Here is a 20275-nt window from a genome sequence, read left to right as displayed (position 1 = left end):
TGATTGGAATGAAAACAGAAGTTAACTCAATTATAAGTAGCTTGGAAAAATATGGTCAATGTGAAAAGTCAATTAAAACGAAACTTACCGCCATAGACGATAGGAGCACAACCGCCAACCCAAAAAAAACACATACCACCATAATAATCTCCATTGTCTGTTTCCACTATCAGCAATAGAGTGAAGCTATCCGAATGAATGTATGTGCTTCCAAATAACGGTTATTAATTCGGTCGTCAAGCTTCCGTTCTTCGGTGAGAGCAGGTTGTTAACGAAACAGGCTGCTTTGATTACAAGTAGGGGGGGATAACTTTCACTGATTGTTCTGCTGGGATGATGTTTTAGAAGCTATCATAAGGAGGCACTAGGATGCTCACGCAACAAGCTTTGAAGAAAGTTGTAAGCGCTATTCTAACAATTGCTATGATGCTTACGCTTTTGAACCCTTTCGGGTTCTCTGCATCGACGGCGCATGCCGCACAGGGAGAGATGTTAAGCCTTTTTGAAGTCGAAGTAAGCAAGCCAGTAAACGCAGTAGTTGACGTTTCTCATGCAACCATTGGGATTTCGTTGCCCTACGGCGAATCTTACCAAATGCTGAACGTAACGACGAATCCGGGCGTTACTCCAACCGTTTTCAGAAGCGATGAAACAACAGCAATTCCGTTCGCTACAGACGGCATCAACCTAGGCGATGCCAAGCTGGATCAATTTTCACCAGATGGAATATCGACGTACTATCTGGTGCTAACTGATAAGAGTGACAGCAGCAACAGTAAGAAATACACCATTACCGTAACTGTAGAGAAGGAACTGCCGGCGTCCATAGCCAACTCTATGGGTCCTAATGACAAATATTTACCGCTAAATATTAAATCAGGCGAGCGTGCATGGGACGTACTTGGCGCTTCCAAAATCGGATTTGGAAGCACAACAGGGTCTATTGAAGGACCTGGGAAAGCCTCGTCTTACAGCGGAAAGGATTGGTTTGAATCGGTTTATGACCGTTCCGGAGACTACCCGGCAGCTCAGAGCGTTCCTGACTCTTGGCTGGGTGATAACATGTATCTGCAAACCATCGGCAAAACAGATGTGAATGCGCTTACGAAGTACGGAATTGAAGCTAGTGCCGGACTGGACAAGCTAAACACGGACATTTTGCGGTATCATGAATTTTTACCTTTCAAAACGCCTGAAGGGGTGAGCCGTGACGATGGTGACCGGGGAGCGGTCAACAGTGACCGTCAGCGTCTCGAAATCAAGAGCAATACCAGTGCATCGAATAGCGATGCCAATAGTGTGGGCGGCGATATTATGACCCATCACTGGAAGCTGATGCTTCCTTCGGAAACGATTAAGTATCAGATGGATGCCGCTGAGAAGGAAGCCGGTGACTTCATTGCTCCGCGACGTTTCTTCCACATTTTTCAATTAAAGGCGATTGAAGGGGATGAAGCCGGGCAGCCGATAACGACGCTTACGCTTGTTTCCGTCAATGGCAAAGGCTATTTGGAATTCAGAAACAATCCGGATGGGCAAGAAGCACACCGAATTAAGCCGCTCTTCACGATTCCATTAGATCAGGTCGTCGACCGTTGGCTGGATATGGAAGTGACGATTCTTAACGCTGATAAAGGCTATGTCTACGGCAAACTTGTTGATGTGGCAAGCAATACAGAACTCTGGAAAGGCGGCATGACGGCGGAGACTTTGAGACGCCCTGAAGTCTTGAACCCGGATTCGGGGAAAAAGGAACGAGTCGATCTGCCCGCAGTACCTGGACAACAGAACCGTTCAAAATGGGGATTGTACCGGGGAATGTACAATACAGTGAATGAATCGGTTTATGCCGACGAATTCCAAGCTGCAACGATGTATTTATCCGATATTTACTTAATTAAAAGGGATGCAAGCACTTATGTGTTCCCTGATGGTTGGGATCCAAACAGCCAGCCTAAGGATATCGTGGCATGGGATAGGAAGCCAGTCCTTTCGGCGGCGCCAGGCACTGCATTCGAGAACTTGGGCTTACCGGCACAACTGGACGTAACCTTGAGCACAGGCAAGATCGAAAAGGTAAATGTCACGTGGAGCCCGGAAGGCTATAATCCGGATGGTACGGGAAATTACAAAATCATTGGGCAATTTGCCGGAACTGGCATTACGAATACCCAAAATATTAAGCCGTATGTAGAAGTCAATATTTCAGGCATTAAAAACTGGGCAGTTACGCCATCTGCCGAAATTAAAGTCGTTTCTCAAAGTGGAGGCACCAAAAATAACTTTATCGACGACCAGTCGGATACGGCTTGGCAAGCGAACAGCTCGCTAACCAAGACAGAAGGGTATCAATACTGGGCTGCTGTTAAACTGGAAAAAAACATCGAAATTAGCCGGATTCAGCTTGAATGGACCAGCAACAGCAAGTTTCTAAAAAATTATCAGCTGTACTATACGAACGATGCTGCTGCATATGACGAGCTGAAGGAAGGCACTTCTGTCTCGCCAACCTCATCGGCAACGAGGAAGCCGCTTCTAACCGAGCATGGTTCTTCTTGGATCCTGATCCCCGGAGCGGGAAAAACGACGGATCTGAGCAACAACGAGAAGACCGATTTGACACTGAACCAAACGGTAAATGCGCAATATGTCCTGCTAGTTTCCGATCTCACACTCGATAACAGTGCCGGCTCCATCAAAAGCAATGTATTTAACATTATCGGTCAGCCTTCTCGATCGGTAGAGAGCGGTTCAGTAAATCTGTTGGCTCCATCCCGATTTACACCGCAAGCAGGGGTGAACCTCAAGGTTAGCTCCGAGCAGCCTGACCATCCTGGAGCAGACGCCCTGAAGACGGGTGGAGCCGGATTTTGGCGAAACTCTAGCTCCAATGTGTATAAGGAGAATTATGCGCCATCCTCCTTGGCGTTAAGCCTTGACTTGGGATCTCCGAAGACAGTGGATAAACTATATCTTGAAATTCCGAACGCCATTGCCAATATTCAGAAGAATGCTACTCGATTCGAAGTTTACTACTCCAATGATCCTCTTTCTTGGGCAAGCAGCCCAACTACTTCGGATGTAGCTAACAACTATGATTGGGAAGGCAACGGCTGGAAGCTGGCCGGAGGCACGGAAACCGAAGGCATGTGGTCCTTTGTAACCTACAACGGACAGCAATGGGGCTTTGATACCAAAACGTTCTTATACCCGTTCACGGCGCGCTATGTAATGATCAACACGGTATTGGTTGGTCCACGCGATCGTCGTACGGATGAGAATACGTCGGCAATGGGGTTGTCCGGCTTGATGATTTATGGAAAAGATCCGGTATCTAACGCTACGGCTCTTACACCATCCAAAGCTGTCTACAGCACTTGGGATCAAAGCGAACCAATCAGCACCACAGTTAGCCTTGCCAGCGGTCAGACGATTACGGGAATCACGAATGCTCAAGGCAAGGAGCTTGTTTTAAATACGGATTATAAAGTAACTGGGAATAAGGTTACCTTCGAATCCTCGTTCCTCGCGAAGCTGCCGCTGGGCACGAATGAATTCACTTTCCGTCTCAGCAGCGGCACACCTTCTATTTTTACCTTGGACGTGACAGCGCGTGGGCTTGGAGAGAATAGCAAAACCATCAAAATGAATGCCATTGATGGCGTTTCTCCATACAATGTTCTGGGAGGTGCGATGGGCACCGACGAGCCGGTTGAAGGAGTAACCAAGCGAATTCGAGATGCTTACCATGCTTATTATGGGGATCGTCCTGAAGCGAATCTAGCTGACAACCATGTCCAAAGCGTCTGGGACAGCACCCTTCAGAAAAACGTGTTCAAAGTTGTTGCCCAAGGCAGAGGTCTGAAAAATGAATTCGAAGACAAAGTTCGGAACGGCGAATATGCACACAAAGGTGTTTTTGACTGGGAAAAAGGTTATGTCGTCGGCGGTGCAGCCATCAACGACAGACAAAGAATCGAGATTCGCCCGGATGAAGATTCGACCAAGGATTTTACGGCATATAATGGCGATATTGTTTCCTATCAATGGATGTGGAACATTCCGGATGGCAATCAGTGGAACCAGTCTAACTTCAGACATATTTTCCAACTAAAAGCTACGAATGCCCAGGCAGCCGATACCCTCTCGGGAGGCAACAGTGCCGGTGAGAATGGGGCGTATATTCTGGCCATGTCGATTACCGGCAAGGATACAAGGGAGCTTATCATCAACCATAACCGGTACGATGGCGATAAGACCCTTCTGAGAATCCCGTTGAAAGATATCGGCAGTCATTGGATTAAAGTTGAGCTTCAGGCATTAATCTCCGATTCGGGTTGGCTGACGATAAAAATCACGGATACCGTTACCGGTAAAGTCTACACCTTTGACAGCCCGGATGTGTACCAAACGTTTCCGAAACAAGGGGCTGGAGACGGTGTGAAGGACTTGTGGAGAAGACCGGAAAGAAGCGTCAAGGTCGGAAGCGCCAATGTCAACTTCGAGACCGAGTATCCGGCTACTTTTGACCAATATTTGCGTCCGAAATGGGGCATTTACCGCAGCTCTAACGGCGGTACCAATTCAGCTTACGACGCCGAGCTGCAGCTTTCTGATATCACGATTACCAAAGTTGCAACCGGAGTATCTTCTACGAACCTGGCGCTGAATAAAAAAGCGTACAATGTTGATTCGACGGCAGGTGCCAATCCGATGCAGCTTGCATCCGCTAATGCTAATGCTTATGGGAATGCCAACAAACTGACAAGCGGTGTACTTGAAGATCCTATGATTTGGAATGTAAACAACGTGACCAACTTGGATCAAATTGGAAATTACTCTTGGTTGGGTACGGATGGCGCTAGAAAAGGTAGTTTTGTTATTGACCTTGGTCAAGCTATGGATTTCAGCCAAATCAGGCTGCTTGCCAAGTCCACCAGGTTGAAAGGAGCGACCGTTTATGTATCCGATGATTTCAGCAATCATTCGTCGGCTGTTGAATTGGAAAACTTGACTTTCAGCCAGGTTGATCTCAAAACCGAAGAAGGTTATACCTATGCTACAGGAAACCTTAACGGCGGAGATGACTCAACAGATGCATCCTATGCGTTGAATCTTGGAAAGACCTACCATGCCAGATATATCAAAATCATGGTAGAAAACGCATCGGGCGGCAACGCAGGTACTGATTTAACGGGTCCTCCCCGGCTTACACAGGTTCAAGTCTTCAACGCACCGACGCCTCCACAGAATCTGAAAATAGCAACCAACGGTTCGTCTGCGGTTCTAAAGTGGGATTCTAGTGAGCGGAGTGAAGGCTTCACGGTTTATAACGGGACAGAAGTTGTTACCGAATTGCCGGCAAATACGACAAGTTATGTACTGCCAAACAATTCGTCTGACACTACAGCAATCTCGGTAAGGTCAAAGGGAACAGATCCATATTCCCGCAAATTTATGATCTCAGCACCCACTTATCCAGTGCCTAGTGTACCTACGGATGTCAATCCTGTCATTGTTAGCATTGCACCGGAGAACATTGTGACCGTAGTAGGGACAGCACCGGTTATGCCGACCGTTGTGAGCGCTGTCTACAGCGACAGCTCGACCCAAAAGCTGCCTGTAGCTTGGAATCCCATTGATCCTATCCAATACGCGGCTCCAGGGAACTTTACCGTTGAAGGAACCGTTACTGGAAGCGTATATAAGGCTTTGGCTAACGTTGCTGTTACCTCAGGTTCGGTCACATGGCCGGCTCAATCCCTTTTGACCGTTTCGGAAGTTGGCGAAACGACGGCAACTTTGCGATGGACAGCAGCGCAAGCTGTGAGAGGGATAGCAGCATATAAGCTTTATACGGTTACCGGCAGCACGTATTCCGAGATCGTATCGGTCGGTGATGTTCTTACTTATAAGCTGTCGGGTCTGATGGAGGGAAGCAACTATACCTTCACGATTCAAGCCGTAGATAAAGATGGCGTTAGAAGCGTGTACGGACCGGCAGCTAGTTTCCGGACCTATAATAGATCAAGAGATTCTTCAGATACTCCAATTTCGACAGGTTCTGCAACAGCTCCTGTAGCGCCTAGTGGTTCCAATACGAACCCGGGCATTATTAATCTTGATAAGGATGCCAAAGTTACAAAAGAAACGGCGACTGATGGAAGTACGGTAACAAAAGTCACTGTGGATGCGAAAGCGTTGGAGAAAGCCTTAGCTAACCCGCTCGTCATCATTGATGTGAAAGGCAGCGACTCGGCTATGAAAGTGGAACTTCCAGGCAATGCTCTTCTCAGTGCGACGAATAAACAAAGTAAATTGGTTATTCAATCGAACGGAATTCGTTATGAATTGCCAGCAACCCTGTTTGCAAGTATCCAGAAAGACTCTACAGTGGTCGTCTCGATAGCAAAAGTAACGGGCAAAGCTGGAGACGATGTGAATGCTGCGGTGAATAACCTGAATGCGAAGCAAGTGATTACGAACCCGATCGAATTTAGGATCACAGTTAACGGTTCGGAAATCACGGATTTCGGGGGAGTTTATGTCGACCGTACCATTAACTTGGGTCAGCTGACAGTGGACCCCGCCACACTGACCGCAGTATGGGTTGATTCCAACAAGCAGGTTCACTTTGTTCCGGCTGTTGTAACAACAAAAGACGGAACTACGGAAATAACAATTCATTCGCCTCACAACAGCGTTTATACCGTTATCCAATCGGAGAAGTCGTTCCGTGATTTGCAAGGGCATTGGGCTAAAACAGACATTGAATGGCTTGCAAGTAAATTGATTCTAAACGGTATGACCGATGAGCAATTTGCACCGGAAGCCAATGTGACACGTGCCGAGTTTGCGGCAATGCTGGTTCGTTCCCTTGGTTTAGTGGAAACAAAAGTAAACGTGTTTCACGATGTTCAATCCACGGATTGGTTTGCCGGAGCCGTGGGCTCGGCTTCAAAAGCTGGATTGATCGATGGCTATGAGGACGGTAATTTCCAACCTAACGCCAATATTACTCGTGAACAAATGGTTGTGATGGTAATCCGGGCTATGAAAGTCGGCGGCAAGGAAATGCAAGGCGATATCTCGGTATTGAACAAATTCGCCGACCGATCGGATATCGGGGAATGGTCGAAAGAAGCCGTTTCGCAGGCTTTGAAAGCCGGACTTATTCAAGGTATGTCCGACACCGTTTTCGCTTCGAAGGAACCTGCAAATCGTGCACAAGCTGCTGCGATTTTGAAGCGTGTGCTGCAGTTCCTGAGCTTTATTAACTAAATTCCTCCAGGTCTCAAAATAAGCAGCCGCCTTCGATTTCTCGAAGGCGGCTGTTTGGGTAAGAGGAATCCGAGCATATAGAAGGAATTTGTATGTATGAATAACGGAGGTGGAGAAGTGTGCGAATTATAACAGCGACAGAAAGAGACATTGATTTTATAAAAAGCAGAGATCACCATCTGAAGGAGAACTTAATTGCACCCAAAATCAGAGAGAACGAAATTTTCTTGTTCCGAGATGAGCGTGATGAAATCATCGGTTGGATGCGTTTTAGTTACTTCTGGGATAATACGCCGTTTATGAATATGATTTGGTTCGACGAACCTTACCGTAAACAAGGGTTGGGGAAGCAAGTCGTCGATTTTTGGGAAAATCGCATGAAAGAGCAAGGCTTTGAACGGGTTATGACATCAACCCAAGCTGATGAAGAGGCGCAGCATTTTTATAGAAAATTGGGTTACAAAGACTCAGGATGCTTATTGCTGGATGATCAAGCTATGGAGATTATTTTTACGAAAAAGTTGATTTGATAGAACTATGACATTAATTGACATGGTTAATGTCTATACTAGGCAGTAGATCAACGAAAGGAGTTAACCATCCGTGACCCGTAAAATAATTTTAGATTTAGCCGTTACTTTAGATGGTTTTATTGAAGGAAGTAAGGGGGAAGTTGATTGGTGCGTGATGGACGCTGAGATGGGGTTCACGCAATTCTTAAATCAAATTGATACCATCCTATATGGAAGAAAAAGTTATGATTTATGGGGGCAATATACGCCTGAATCTGAAAATGAAGAGACGGATCATGAAATTTGGGATCTCGTTCATAGTAAAGAGAAATATGTGTTTTCAAGAACACAAAATGGGACAGATCATAAAGCCATCTTCATTAATGATCATATTTTGGAAGAAGTAAATAAAATAAAGAATAAGCCAGGCCAAGATATTTGGCTGTATGGTGGAGCAAGTCTTATTACAACTTTTATCCATTTAGGACTAGTTGATGAGTTTAGATTATCTGTGCACCCTGTTATTCTGGGAGAAGGAAAGCCGTTGTTTACGGATATAAATCAGAGGCTAAACCTAAAATTGATTACTACCAAAACATTCTCCTCTGGCGTTGTGCAGCTAATCTATCATATGAATGAGTAATAACGAAAGAAGAACCAACCGTTATGCCGGTTGGTTCTCTATTTGTTTATATGCTACTTACGGGCAAGAAGCTTAACGTTATCTGCAGCATGGAAGATCGAACGCTGTTTTCCTTCATAAATAACAGCCGACACCGCCGGAATAACATCGTCCTCGACCTTGACTTCATGTTCGGAAAAGTTGGCAATAACCTTGAGATCAGTACCATACTGAGCGCTTTGAACAAGTCTGTCTTCGGTTAATACGGCGAAATTGCTCATTTGTTGAGTGACGGCTTGCTGATGGAAAGGGGACCATACTTTCAAATAATTAAGAATGCTGGCTTTCTCTTGCTCCCAAGTTGCACGGTTCAAGTGATACAACGGTGGCACATTGTACAAAAGGCCATATAGCATTTTATCCGCTTTATCACCCTTAATCTTATAGGTACCCCACTCCCAATGATTAGTCGTAATAATGGAGTTATTATAAACAAGCTTGTATAAAGGCAAGGCGTACATGGGGTCATTGTATACCTTTTCATACAGCGGTTTAATCGGTACTGACTTGCCGTAACGTTCCGGGATGCCGGATGCAGCGTAATATCCGCCTACATAGTAGGGGCTGTTTTTATTTTCCCGCATATCCGGGTCGCCCCAAGCGATGACGGGGCTCTCGATGCCTTGCGCATAAGCGATAACGCCACTCGCGTAATCATTACCACCCTCCGAGCCAACCACCATATGTTTATCCTTCGCAAAGTACCTAAACCGATCTAAGCGGGCCATCATGTCCTGAAGCTGTGTCGTCGGATGATTGGGGGAGAAATCGTCGTAGACATCGCCAGTTGCGTCTGAGTCGACAAACCACGAGTTGTAACCAATCCCGTCTTGAAGGATTCCCTCAACCCGCTGTTTTACACTAGGCATAGCTAAAGTTGGATTCAATTTTCGCCCCCTTTGAAGAAAGCCGGCAATCTTCGAACCATCCTTTTTGGCGATCGTTGCCTGATCATAAAGCGAAGGATCAGGGAAGAACGCCGTGTTCCATGAAGGATCGGGTTGCTCCTGAATGGAATGGTAGGAATCATATGGAGCTATTAAATATCCCGCCTTATTGGCTGCTTCAACCATTCGAGGATTGCTAAGACCGTCAGCCCAGTTGGGAAGTCCAATCCATGCTTTTTGAACGCCCGACTTCTGCATGTCGTTGATTAGATCGGTTGAATCCGCCTGTCCCCAAGTAGAAATATCGCCCGCGGCATCTTTCAGCACACTCTTGAGCAACAGCTTGTTTAAGTCGTACAGTTTTTGCTCGCTTAAATGATCAATGCCCTGATCCATCAGCTTCTGCGCCTCACTTCCCGGATTCGGAAACACGGCCTGTGAATAGAAACTTTTCAGTTTCATTCCTTGATTGAGTGCACTTAGGACAACTCTTTTCTGATAGGCGTCCAAACTGTTCTGTTTCGCGAGGTCCTTCAACACCTGCGCAAGTTCATCGCTACCTTCAGCTGTACCTGCGAGCAGCTTGACCAGCCACTCACCAAGAGCACCCGAGAGTAGCGGGCGGATTTTCGGCCACTGGACATCACGATCGGTGAGGATCGACTCGCTCCATAAGTATATCTGTGGCGCTCCGTACAGTTTTTGAATATCCGGATTATCTTTCGATTTGTCCGCAAGCGTAACGTATTTTCCGCTTTCTTCTATATAGCTTTTGTAAGGTTGAACCATTTGCTGTGGATCATTGCCCATAACATACAGGCGGAATCCATAGCTTTTATCTTTATTGATGCTTGGAAATGCGTGTGTAAATTGAAATTGAAGAGAAGAAGACGTATCGAAATGAACCTCATCATTGAATTTATTTGTAACCACATAAACCAGGGAGAAGGGGTCATTTTTCAAAGCAAAAAAGTCCATCGAGAACGACTCACTCCAAGTGTAGCTCTGATCATCCAAGAAAATCCGCCAATTCGTGTCGTCTGCCGGAATGATCTTTCCTTCGCCCAAGGGAAGTACGTAACTCTGTGCTTTCACTGAAGGCCATTGAAACTGCTCTGCGCCTATGGAATCGAAGTGAATATCGAGATAATTGTTTTTCTTGGCGATACTCACTTTAGATGGAGCTGTCTTCACCGTTGAGAAAAGGCAAAGCAGTCTCCTAGCATCCGCTCCACGACTTGTTGAAACGCCAGCTTCTTGTGCTTCAGCGTATCCTCAGACCAAATGAAAATACCTGGATCAAACATAAAATGAATGCCCATGAGCAAAATTTCCGCGGTTTCCTGCAGGTGCTGAATGCGGAAAATACCTTCCGCCACCCCTTGCTCCAATATGCGGATCACGTAAGGTACGCTTTGCTGGACCGTCTGTACAAGAACCTTTTGATGTATAAATGCGTTATTCTCATGGTGTAGAAACTCAAGCATCTTACTTTCTTCTTCACTAGGTTCTTCCGCCCATATGAGCTTATGGATCTTTTCTTCCGTCGTCAGATTGCTATCGGTTAAGACACGGATCGTGTTCACTTTCTCAGTGACCAAGCTGTCTATAATAGCTGTCATAATGTCACTTTTTGTCTTGAAATGATAATAAAATGTCCCTTGAGCCACACCTAATTTTTTGACGATATCACTGACGGCCGTTTGTTCATAACCCTTACTGCTAAAAAGCTCTAAAGAAGCATCTATCATTTCTTGCCGCCGAATTTCCGGTTTTTTGGATACTCTTGCCATGAATTTCATCCCTCTCGTTGTATCGCTACTATGATTGTATTGACTGACTGACTATTAGTCAATATAATAAGAACGTAAAGTAATAACTGACTGATTGTCAGTCGAATAATGAGGGGTGATGTTAAGATGAAACTCAGACTAATCTTGTACGTGATCGGATTCAGTGCATTTGCCGGATCTCTTGGACAAAATTTATATACGCCTTTACTGGCCGAGATGCAGAAGAGTTTACACACAACAAGTTATATGATGAGCTTGACGGTTTCTTTATTTCTGGTTGCTCTAGCTGTCATGCAGGTCGTATTTGGTTCATTAGCCGATACAAAAGGCAGAAAAAAAATTCTTATACCGGCATTAATTGTTTATGCCGCAGCGTCTTTTGGATGCGTTTTTTCCCATTCCATCGGTCTATTTCTTGTGTTCCGCGTCCTTCAGGGTATTGGTTCAGCAGCAATTCCCGTTGTTGGAGCTGCTGTTATCGGAGACATGTTCCGTGGAAATGAATTAGCAAAAGGTATGGCGACTTATCAGCTAATGCTGCTGCTAGCCCCTGCCGTCGGTCCGCTTCTCGGTGGTGTGATTGGAGAGAAATTTGGATACCAAGGCGTGTTTCTATTTTTAACAGTTATCATTTTATTATTATTGATAGCCAACGTGAAACTATTGGTTGAAACAAAACCTCAGGGATCGACTGCTACGCCTTTTGCTTTGAAATCTTTCGGTGTGACTTTTCAAAATCATCTTAGTGCAGTCGTCTTGATTTATGGTTTTGCACAAAGCGTTGTGTATTTAGTTTATCTCGTATTTCTACCGCATATCTTAGGGAATCATTATCATATGGCCGCAGGGAAAATTGGAGTCATTCTATTGGCTATGTCCGCTTCCACTATTGTTAGTATTAAAATCGGAAGCTGGATGCGGAATCAGCTAGGTAATAAAGCTAGTTTAGTATTCGCATTTTTGTTACAGTCATGCACAGTCATCTTGTTTGCTATAACAGCATACTTGTCTCTGCCAATGTTAATTGGAGATATCTGTCTATTTGGGTTCGCAATGGGGTTGACCGTGTCGCTTCCTGTGACCATTCTAGCCGAACAATTTCCGGAGGAGCGGGCGACTGCAATTGGCGTATACAATCTGGTTCGCTATTTGGGGATGGCGGTTGGCCCTGTGATTGGTTCTAGACTATATTCGGATACTGATTTAAAACCCTTGTTCCTAACCTGTGGGTTAGCGTTTCTAGGATTAGTCTTCTTTGGCGCGGCATGGATAGGTTTGAAACGTACAGTGGGACAAAGCTCATCAATTGCAAAATAAGTTAGATTGGAAAATAGGGGCGCTTGACTGCGGTCCTATTTTTCAAAAAGGAACCAATGATTATATAGGCGAATACCCTATCGTACAAAGAAGTGCAGGGAGGACTCGCCATGATTAAGGTGGCGATTATTACAGGTGGCGACAGTGGTATTGGCCGTGCGGTGGCAATCGGATTTGCAAAAGAAGGTTCAGATGTAGTCATTGTTTACTTGTATGAAAAAGAAGATGCGCTTGCAACGAAGCAAATGGTCGAGAATTATGGTGGTCGATGTTTGTTGAATGAATGCGATTTAAGACAGCCACTGGCAGCTAAAGCGGTCGTGAAACAGACCTTAGAGTATTATGGGAGGCTGGATACGCTTGTTTTGAATCAAGGGGTTCAATTCCCACAAGAAAGCATTTTGGATATTACGGATGAACAACTGGAAGACACGTACCGTACCAATATATTTCCACTATTTTATATGGCGAAAGCTGCGCTTCCCTACTTGCAGCCGGGAAGTACGATCATTTCTACGGCTTCTGTTACTGCTTATGCCGGAGCACCGCTGCTTGTCGATTATTCTTCAACCAAAGGTGCGATCGTATCCTTTACAAGATCGTTATCTCTCCAATTAGTGAGTAAAGGAATCCGAGTGAATGCCGTAGCTCCAGGCCCGATCTGGACACCGCTTATTGTATCCAGTTACTCTGCGGAGTACGTAAAAACTTTCGGTATGGAAACACCGATGAAACGGGCTGGGCAGCCTTTTGAGCTTGCACCGACCTACATTTATTTGGCATCAGACGATTCGTCCGTTGTGACGGGTCAGGTTCTTCATGTAAATGGCGGCATTATGACGGAAACGTAATTAGCAAAGAGAATCCATTTAAAGTGAATATGAATTATCAATTATACCTTCCGTATGCTGATGGAATAAACCGAGATGAAAAATATCCGTTAATCGTCTTTTTACATGGTGTTAAAAAGCGTGGCGAAGATATTAGTTTGTTAGATAACTATGGACTTACCTGGATAGCAGAAGGAAAAAGCGATTTTCCATTTATTGTGGTTACTCCTCAATGCCCTACAGACTCTAATTGGGTACAACAATTCTATTCCGTTAAGGCTTTGGTTGATGAAATTATCATGAATAACCCTGTAGATACCGAGAGAGTTTATTTAACTGGATTTAGTATGGGCGGAAATGGAACATGGGATTTTGCTTCAAGAGCACCTGAATTTTTTTCAGCCATCCTGCCAATTTCAGGGTGGTTTGAGCCGGAGCAAGCTAACCTGCTAAAGAATATACCAATTTGGGCTTTTCATTGTGTGGACGATGATGTTGTTCGAGTAACCGGGACAGAAGATATGGTTAGGTCGATCACAAATATAGGTGGAAACATCAGAGCGACATACTACTCCGAACTGGGTCACAGCCATAAAGTCATGGAAGAGACGTATAACAATCAAGAATTATATATGTGGCTACTGAAACACAAAAGAAATGCACGACTAGGGTAATTCCATTCAATCTAAAAAGTGACAATGAAAAGTAAGAGATTAATCTCCCATCAAATTGGTTAATAAATTGGGACCACAAAATGAAGCTAAATGAAAGGTGGTTCCAAAAATGAAGAAGAAAATCGTACTTGAAAAAGCAGCACAAGACTTTGTAAAAGCTACAGCTAACCCACCATTTCTTTTTGATTTAGGGCCGAAAAAAGGAAGGGAAACCGTTGACGAAGTTCAAAACGGACCTATCGCCAAGTTGCCTGTTGACGTGGAGAATTTAACAATCCCGGGAGGGCTCAAAGGGGACATATCTCTAACGATTATTCGTCCTCAAAACCATTCGGGCTCCTTACCAGTAATTCTTTACACTCACGGTGCAGGCTGGGTCTTCGGAAATGTCCATACGCATGACCGATTAACTCGAGAATTAGCGGTTGGGTCTCAATCCGCAGTTGTTTTTACAAACTACAGCCTGTCGCCGGAAGCAAGATATCCGGTTGCGATTGAGGAAGTATTTGCCGCTCTAAAATGGGTTGCCGAGCATGGAAAAGAAAAGGGATTACATTCAAACAACATAACAGTTGCAGGGGATAGTGTCGGTGGTAATATGAGCGCTGCCATTACCTTAATGGCCAAAGAGCGCGGAGGTCCTCAGATCCGCAAACAGGTGCTTTTTTATCCAGTCACTGATGCGTCGTTTGAGACGGAGTCTTATAAAGACTTTTCAACAGGATATTTCCTTCGCCAGGATGCTATGAAATGGTTCTGGGACCAGTATACAACTGATCCAGGAGAGAGAGCGGAAATAACCGCCTCACCCTTAAGAGCTTCCATAGAACAACTGAAAGGACTTCCGGAAGCACTTGTGATTACAGCTGAAGCAGACGTACTAAGGGATGAAGGAGAAGCATATGCGAATAAATTGAGAGAAGCCGGGGTTCGGGTTACAGCTGTACGCTTCCAAGGTACAATTCATGATTTCCTCATGCTCAACGCGCTTGCGGACACAGCTGCAGCAAGAGGAGCTATTCTGCTTGCAAATGCATGGATCCGTGAAAGTGAGAGAGCATACGTGTAAATGGATCTGGGAACAATACAAGTAAAACGATGCAATGTTACGGGGTATTCGAAATGATTTTCATTGCTATGGCTATATTATCTGTCCTTTCGGCATGGCGTTGGGGAGACTGGCGAAATTGGCAAAAATACCATGCAACAATGTTATATTTCTTGCTTGGAGACGTATTTTATATTTTGCTGACAAAAGATTACCCTCTATGGCAGCATCAGTCGAAGCCTCCAATTCATAGTGGGATAGGTACTGAAATATGTTGTTTAGTGGCATTTGCAGCTACAACGCTGATATTCCTTGGTTTATACCCAAAAGGAGTTGCTAAAGCAACATTATGGATAGGATTATGGGTCGTCATTTATTCCCTCATTGAAGTCATATACATGTTTACAGGAGCGATTAAACATTTTAACGGTTGGACCATGCTTTATTCCGTTGTATTTAATATGATCACGTTTCCAATGCTTCGTTTACATTTCAGTCGGCCAATACTTACGTATGTGATTTCCATAACACTCGCTTTTGGTTTATTAGTCCTATTTAAAGTTCCAATTAAATGATCGGTTCAGGAAATAAGTGTATTCATCTAGACGGCTTCATTTTTTATTTGTATAATAAAGGGAAATTCTGGTATGCGTAACTGGCGAAACGTAGAGGACTACGGGGGAGCGCGTATGTCATATAGCCGATCGCCTGGGCAGAGCGTTTGATCCAATGGGTCAGGTGCTCTTTTTTATTTCTGAGGAGATGATGTCGATGAAGAGGACAAGGCATGTCGGAGTTGTGCTGTACGATAAGGTTGATACGTTGGATTTTACCGGTCCTCATGATGTATTTGGGGTGGCTGGGTATTTGAGCAGCAATTTTCAGGTCTTTACGGTAGCCGAAAAGGCAACCCCATTGACAACCGTTAGCGGTATCACTATTACGCCACAATTTAGTTTTGATACTTGCCCTGCAATTGACATTCTCATTGTGCCTGGAGGGTGGGGAGCTCGCACAGAAATAAACAATTTGCCACTGATCAATTGGGTGCGTGAAACGGCGAACAACGCCGAAATTGTGCTCTCCATATGTACAGGCGCTTTACTGCTGGCGAAAGCGGATTTATTGGAGGGGCTTCGTGTGACAACGAATCGGATGGCGTACGACCTTTTACAGGGCATGCTTTCACCTGGTACGACAGTTGTGAAGAATGTCCGGTATGTTGATAACGGAAGAATCGTCATGTCCGGCGGTGTAACTACAGGATTTGATGCGGCGTTACATGTTGTAGCAAGGTTGTCAGGTGAAGCATTGGCGATGGAAACAGCTGCACGGCTGGAGTACTGTTGGCAGGGCAAGCTGGACATTCGCAGAGCAGAACTGGCAGATGCAGAGTCGGTGCGAGAGCTTCTGGTTCATGCAGCCAGGTGGATTGAGCGGACGCAAGGCTTTATTCAGTGGCGTGAGGAGAGGTTTACGCAAGCGTATGTGTTCGATTTGATTCGACAGGATGAGTTTTTTGTGGCGCACATGGAAGGAGTACCCGTCGGCTGTTTTTCCATTCAATGGAGGGACGAAGAGATCTGGGGCGAGCAATTCCACGAAAATGCTGGCTATGTGCATCGTTTGGCGACCTCTCGGGACTATCCAGGCATGGGGATAGGCACGCGGTTGCTCAATTGGGCGGAAAGCTATATCAGAGAAAAAGGGAAATCTTGGATTCGCCTTGATTGTATGGCTGATAACAAGACACTCAACAGATATTATACCCGTGAAGGATTCGCGTTTTGTGGACGCTATGAAGCTCAAGGATGGACCGCGCACTTGTATGAACGGCAGATCCTTTAGTAAAATAAAATTTAGTAAAACTTGTAAGTTTTCTATTATCATAGTGGCATTTAACGAAAGCGAGGAGAACGGTCATGTCATTAATAGAATTCGGTATTGTCGGCAGAGGGTGGAGAGCCGATTTTTATTTGCGGATTGCCAAAGCGCTGCCCCAGCATTTCACCGTCCGTACGATGCTAGTCCGTGACGAGGAACGCGGCAAGGAGATTGAAGATGAGTGGGGTGTGAAAACCTATCGTGATATGGAGTCTTTCGCTTCAAGCGGGCCAATTCAGTTCGCGGTCGTATGCGTCCCATGGGAGGCAGCGCCTTCCTGCACATTGGAATTAGCTGAGCGGGGAATTCCCGTTTTGACAGAGACACCTCCGGCTAAGGACATCGCGACCATGATCGACTTGTACGAATCCCTGAAAAAGCTGAAAGGACACGTACAGGTAGCCGAACAATACTTGTATCAACCGATGCATGCTGCGCGTATTGCTTTAGTGAGGTCCGGCAAACTAGGCGACGTTTCTCAAGTGCAAGTCTCGGCAGCTCATGGTTACCATGGCATTAGTTTGATACGAAAGTTGCTAGGCATTGACTTCGAGAATGCCGTCATCCGGGGACAGAGATTTACGTCGAATCTGGTGAAAGGTCCTGGGCGTAATGGACCTCCCGAAAGTGAAGTCATGGCTGATTCTGTCCAGGATATCGTTACACTTTCCTTCGGAAATAAGCTGGCACTGTTTGATTTTACAGGAGATCAGTATTTTTCTTGGGTTCGCAAAAATCGCATCCTCGTTCGTGGAAACCGCGGAGAACTAACAGACGAAACGTACCGCTATTTGCGGGATTTCAAAACACCGATATACGGTGATCTGCGAAGAATCGATACTGGCCATAATGGTAACCTTGAAGGGTACTATCACCGAGGCATTACAGCAAATGATGAATGGGTATATGAAAATCCATTTGTTCCTAGCCGCTTATCTGACGATGAGATTGCTATCGCTACGAGTTTAAGCAAGATGGCGGACTATCTGCAAGGTGGGCCGGAATGCTATGGGTTGGAAGAGGCTATGCAGGATCATTATTTGTCTATTATGATGCAAGCGGCCATCGAGTCGGGGGAAGAGTTAACGACAACAACTCAGCCTTGGGCGCACGACGGTGCAAATGCTTCCTCCTAAATGAACGAGCATTAGGAAGTAAGAACAGGCATATTGGAACGAGCTATCCGTATATCTATGTTTTATCACAAGCTGGCTGCTGTTATCACAAGACAGAACGTCAGAGGAGCGTGACTGCTATGACTGATTATACGGAACGGAACCGCGAACACTGGAACGCCCGTACAGCCGTCAATGCCAAAAGATACGATATCTCCGGGTTTAAGGCAGGCAAAATTACCTTGACCCCAATCGAACGAGAGGAACTAGGCGATGTTTCCGGTAAGTCGTTGTTGCACTTCCAGTGTCACTTCGGTTTGGATACGCTCTCCTGGGCTCGTCTCGGCGCACAAGTTACTGGGGTAGATTTCTCCGAGGATGCGATTGCACTCGCCGAACGTTTGACCCAGGAAACAGGGTTAAATGCGCGGTTTCTCTGTTCGGACATTTACGAACTTCCTAAGGTGCTCGAGGATAAGTTCGATATCGTTTTTACGTCGGGCGGTGTTTTGTTTTGGCTCTCAGATCTTGATCGGTGGGCGAAGATTATCGCGCATTTCCTCAAACCTGGGGGGATATTTTACTTGCAAGAGGAGCATCCGTTTCTCAATGTCTTTGATGATGCTGCCCATGTGACCGAATTGCTCACACGCTATCCTTACTTTCACACGGAAGAGCCCGTTCGAATTGAGGGAATTATCCCACATTCTGATCCAGCAGCTAATCAGCAGGGGGTTGAATATGTCTGGAGCTACAGTTTCAGCAATATACTGAATGCCTTGATTGCTGCCGGCCTTCGATTGGATTATCTCCATGAGTTTCCACACGGAAACAACCAACGATTCCCATTCATGGAAAAAGGTGAGGATGGATGGTGGCGATGGAAAAACGCCGATAACCATATTCCCCTCACATTCTCGCTGCAAGCCACGAAAGTATGAAAAATAACATTTTCGAGGAAAAGCTTGAGAAATCAAGCTTTTTTTATTTTTATACTGAGTCAGTTTTGCCTGTAACTCAGGTCGGATCTTGTCGAGTTGTGTGAAAGTGTTGTGAAGAGACCTCAAGTTGTTCATATAACCTTAAGCTCCACCAAATCCCCTGCTGACATTCCAACGTTATGGTAGTTCATATCGGAATTCATCATGGAAGGAAATGGAGTGTGGCAGGAGTGAAAATAGAGTTATTGAAAGTTGGGTTATCGCTTGCTTTATTCACTGTTCCCCTCAACGGTAAGGAAGAAGAGAAGCCTAGATTATCCTTCCCTGTTATCAGTGATATTCACGTGCAGTCATGGGATAAGCAGTCCCAACACAAGTTCGCTGCCGCACTGAGTGACTTAAACGATCTGAATCCAAGTTCCGATTTGCTAGTTATTAATGGAGATTTAACAAACGGAATGTCATCTGACTATGAGGAATTAAATGAATTGCTGAAGTCAAATCCTCATCCGAAAAAGATTGCGTGGACAATCGGAAATCATGAGTTCTATCGAGCATGGTTCGATCCAAACCGAGTATGGCGGGCGGATTCATTCCCAAACAAGGAGACGGAACAGGCCTCCATATCCCGATTCTTACAGCTTACGGGTGAAAAGCAAGTCTATTATGACCAGTTCATTCAAGGGTATCATTTTATTTTTCTTGGATCAGAGCAATATCGGCAATCCGACGAGGCAAATCTGGAAGATGCCTATTTATCTCAAAAGCAACTGGACTGGTTGAGTATGAAGTTGAAGGATGATGTAGATGCAGGTAAGCCGGTCTTTGTTTTTTTGCATCAACCTTTACCCAATAGTGTGGCGGGCACGCATTTCTGCTGTACGAATAACAGAGCAATCGTTCAACATGAGGAATTGAAAAAAATATTATCAGGTTACCCGCAGGTGATCTTCTTCTCCGGCCATACGCATTGGGAATTGAAGTCCCCAGATACACTTGTCAAAGATAATTTCACCATGGTCAATTCATCGTCTGTGCAACAACCGTGGACAGACAACGGCCACGGCGGTGAAGTGGCATTAGGCCCAGAAGAAAGTGAAGGTCTGTATGTTGAGGTGTACAAGGATAAAGTGGCCATTAAAGGACGTGATTTTTATCGTCATCGTTATATTCAAGAGGCACAATTCTTAGTAGCATTGGGGGGAAATGACAAAAAGCCAGAACGCTTTCACATAGTGGAAGGATTGCCGCTAACGGAGCTATTTCATTGGTTAAACATGCTTGGAAAAGGCTGGTTTAAAGGTTAAGGGG

14 protein-coding genes and 1 riboswitch are annotated in these 20275 nt (G+C 45.2%); of the genes, 12 read left to right on the top strand and 2 right to left on the bottom strand.

Annotation, left to right across the window (positions count from 1 at the left end; all coding sequences use genetic code 11):
* Positions 1-369 precede the first annotated feature (369 nt).
* The 3 genes from RQP52_RS08425 (at position 370) to RQP52_RS08415 (ending at position 8436) form a co-directional block, all read left to right on the top strand.
* A complete protein-coding gene (locus RQP52_RS08425; RefSeq protein ID WP_315950778.1) occupies positions 370-7281 on the top strand; it encodes an S-layer homology domain-containing protein in 6912 nt (2303 codons plus the stop codon).
* A gap of 119 nt (positions 7282-7400) precedes the next feature.
* Positions 7401-7811: a GNAT family N-acetyltransferase gene (locus tag RQP52_RS08420; protein WP_315950777.1), complete on the top strand. Its 411-nt coding sequence runs from the start codon at positions 7401-7403 to the stop codon at positions 7809-7811.
* Between the two features lie 73 nt (positions 7812-7884).
* Positions 7885-8436 carry a dihydrofolate reductase family protein gene (locus RQP52_RS08415; protein ID WP_315950776.1) on the top strand — a complete coding sequence of 184 codons (552 nt, stop codon included), beginning with the start codon at positions 7885-7887 and terminating at the stop codon, positions 8434-8436.
* 53 nt (positions 8437-8489) lie between these two features.
* On the opposite strand, the gene RQP52_RS08410 is transcribed toward RQP52_RS08415, so the two are convergent.
* Both RQP52_RS08410 and RQP52_RS08405 read right to left on the bottom strand, forming a co-directional pair.
* Positions 8490-10556 carry a glycoside hydrolase gene (locus tag RQP52_RS08410; RefSeq protein WP_315950775.1) on the bottom strand — a complete coding sequence of 689 codons (2067 nt, stop codon included), beginning with the start codon at positions 10554-10556 and terminating at the stop codon, positions 8490-8492.
* Positions 10553-11155, bottom strand: coding sequence for a TetR/AcrR family transcriptional regulator (locus RQP52_RS08405; RefSeq protein ID WP_315950774.1), 603 nt, complete (start codon positions 11153-11155; stop codon positions 10553-10555). Before RQP52_RS08405 ends, RQP52_RS08410 begins: the two co-directional genes overlap by 4 nt.
* A gap of 150 nt (positions 11156-11305) precedes the next feature.
* Here RQP52_RS08405 and RQP52_RS08400 point away from each other — a divergent pair, with 150 nt between their 5' ends.
* The 9 genes from RQP52_RS08400 (at position 11306) to RQP52_RS08360 (ending at position 20271) form a co-directional block, all read left to right on the top strand.
* The gene (locus tag RQP52_RS08400; protein WP_315950773.1) at positions 11306-12472 is read left to right on the top strand and encodes an MFS transporter; all 1167 of its coding nucleotides are present in this window, start codon (positions 11306-11308) and stop codon (positions 12470-12472) included.
* A gap of 110 nt (positions 12473-12582) precedes the next feature.
* The gene (locus RQP52_RS08395; RefSeq protein ID WP_315950772.1) at positions 12583-13323 is read left to right on the top strand and encodes an SDR family oxidoreductase; all 741 of its coding nucleotides are present in this window, start codon (positions 12583-12585) and stop codon (positions 13321-13323) included.
* 29 nt (positions 13324-13352) lie between these two features.
* The gene (locus RQP52_RS08390; RefSeq protein ID WP_315950771.1) at positions 13353-13976 is read left to right on the top strand and encodes a carboxylesterase family protein; all 624 of its coding nucleotides are present in this window, start codon (positions 13353-13355) and stop codon (positions 13974-13976) included.
* Positions 13977-14085: 109 nt separating this feature from the next.
* Positions 14086-15045 (top strand): alpha/beta hydrolase, encoded by a 960-nt coding sequence (locus tag RQP52_RS08385; protein WP_315950770.1) that lies wholly within the window; start codon positions 14086-14088, stop codon positions 15043-15045.
* Positions 15046-15098: 53 nt separating this feature from the next.
* Positions 15099-15599 (top strand): CBO0543 family protein, encoded by a 501-nt coding sequence (locus RQP52_RS08380; protein ID WP_315950769.1) that lies wholly within the window; start codon positions 15099-15101, stop codon positions 15597-15599.
* Between the two features lie 66 nt (positions 15600-15665).
* Positions 15666-15745: riboswitch (ZMP/ZTP riboswitch) on the top strand.
* Positions 15746-15795: 50 nt separating this feature from the next.
* Positions 15796-16872, top strand: a complete 1077-nt coding sequence (locus tag RQP52_RS08375; RefSeq protein WP_315950768.1) for a GNAT family N-acetyltransferase — start codon at positions 15796-15798, stop codon at positions 16870-16872.
* 74 nt (positions 16873-16946) lie between these two features.
* On the top strand, positions 16947-18044 hold the full coding sequence (locus RQP52_RS08370; RefSeq protein ID WP_315950767.1) for a Gfo/Idh/MocA family protein: 1098 nt from the start codon (positions 16947-16949) through the stop codon (positions 18042-18044).
* A 119-nt stretch (positions 18045-18163) separates the two neighbouring features.
* Complete coding sequence (locus RQP52_RS08365) at positions 18164-18964, top strand: class I SAM-dependent methyltransferase (RefSeq protein ID WP_315950766.1); 801 nt, start codon at positions 18164-18166, stop codon at positions 18962-18964.
* 230 nt (positions 18965-19194) lie between these two features.
* On the top strand, positions 19195-20271 hold the full coding sequence (locus RQP52_RS08360) for a metallophosphoesterase family protein (RefSeq protein ID WP_315950765.1): 1077 nt from the start codon (positions 19195-19197) through the stop codon (positions 20269-20271).
* The last annotated feature ends 4 nt before the right edge of the window (positions 20272-20275 follow it).

Origin of the sequence: Paenibacillus violae, from assembly GCF_032461945.1 — a bacterium.
In the GTDB taxonomy this organism is placed as follows: domain Bacteria; phylum Bacillota; class Bacilli; order Paenibacillales; family NBRC-103111; genus Paenibacillus_E; species Paenibacillus_E violae.
Note: the sequence above shows the minus strand (reverse complement) of the source record. Positions and strands in the feature narration are given on the sequence as shown.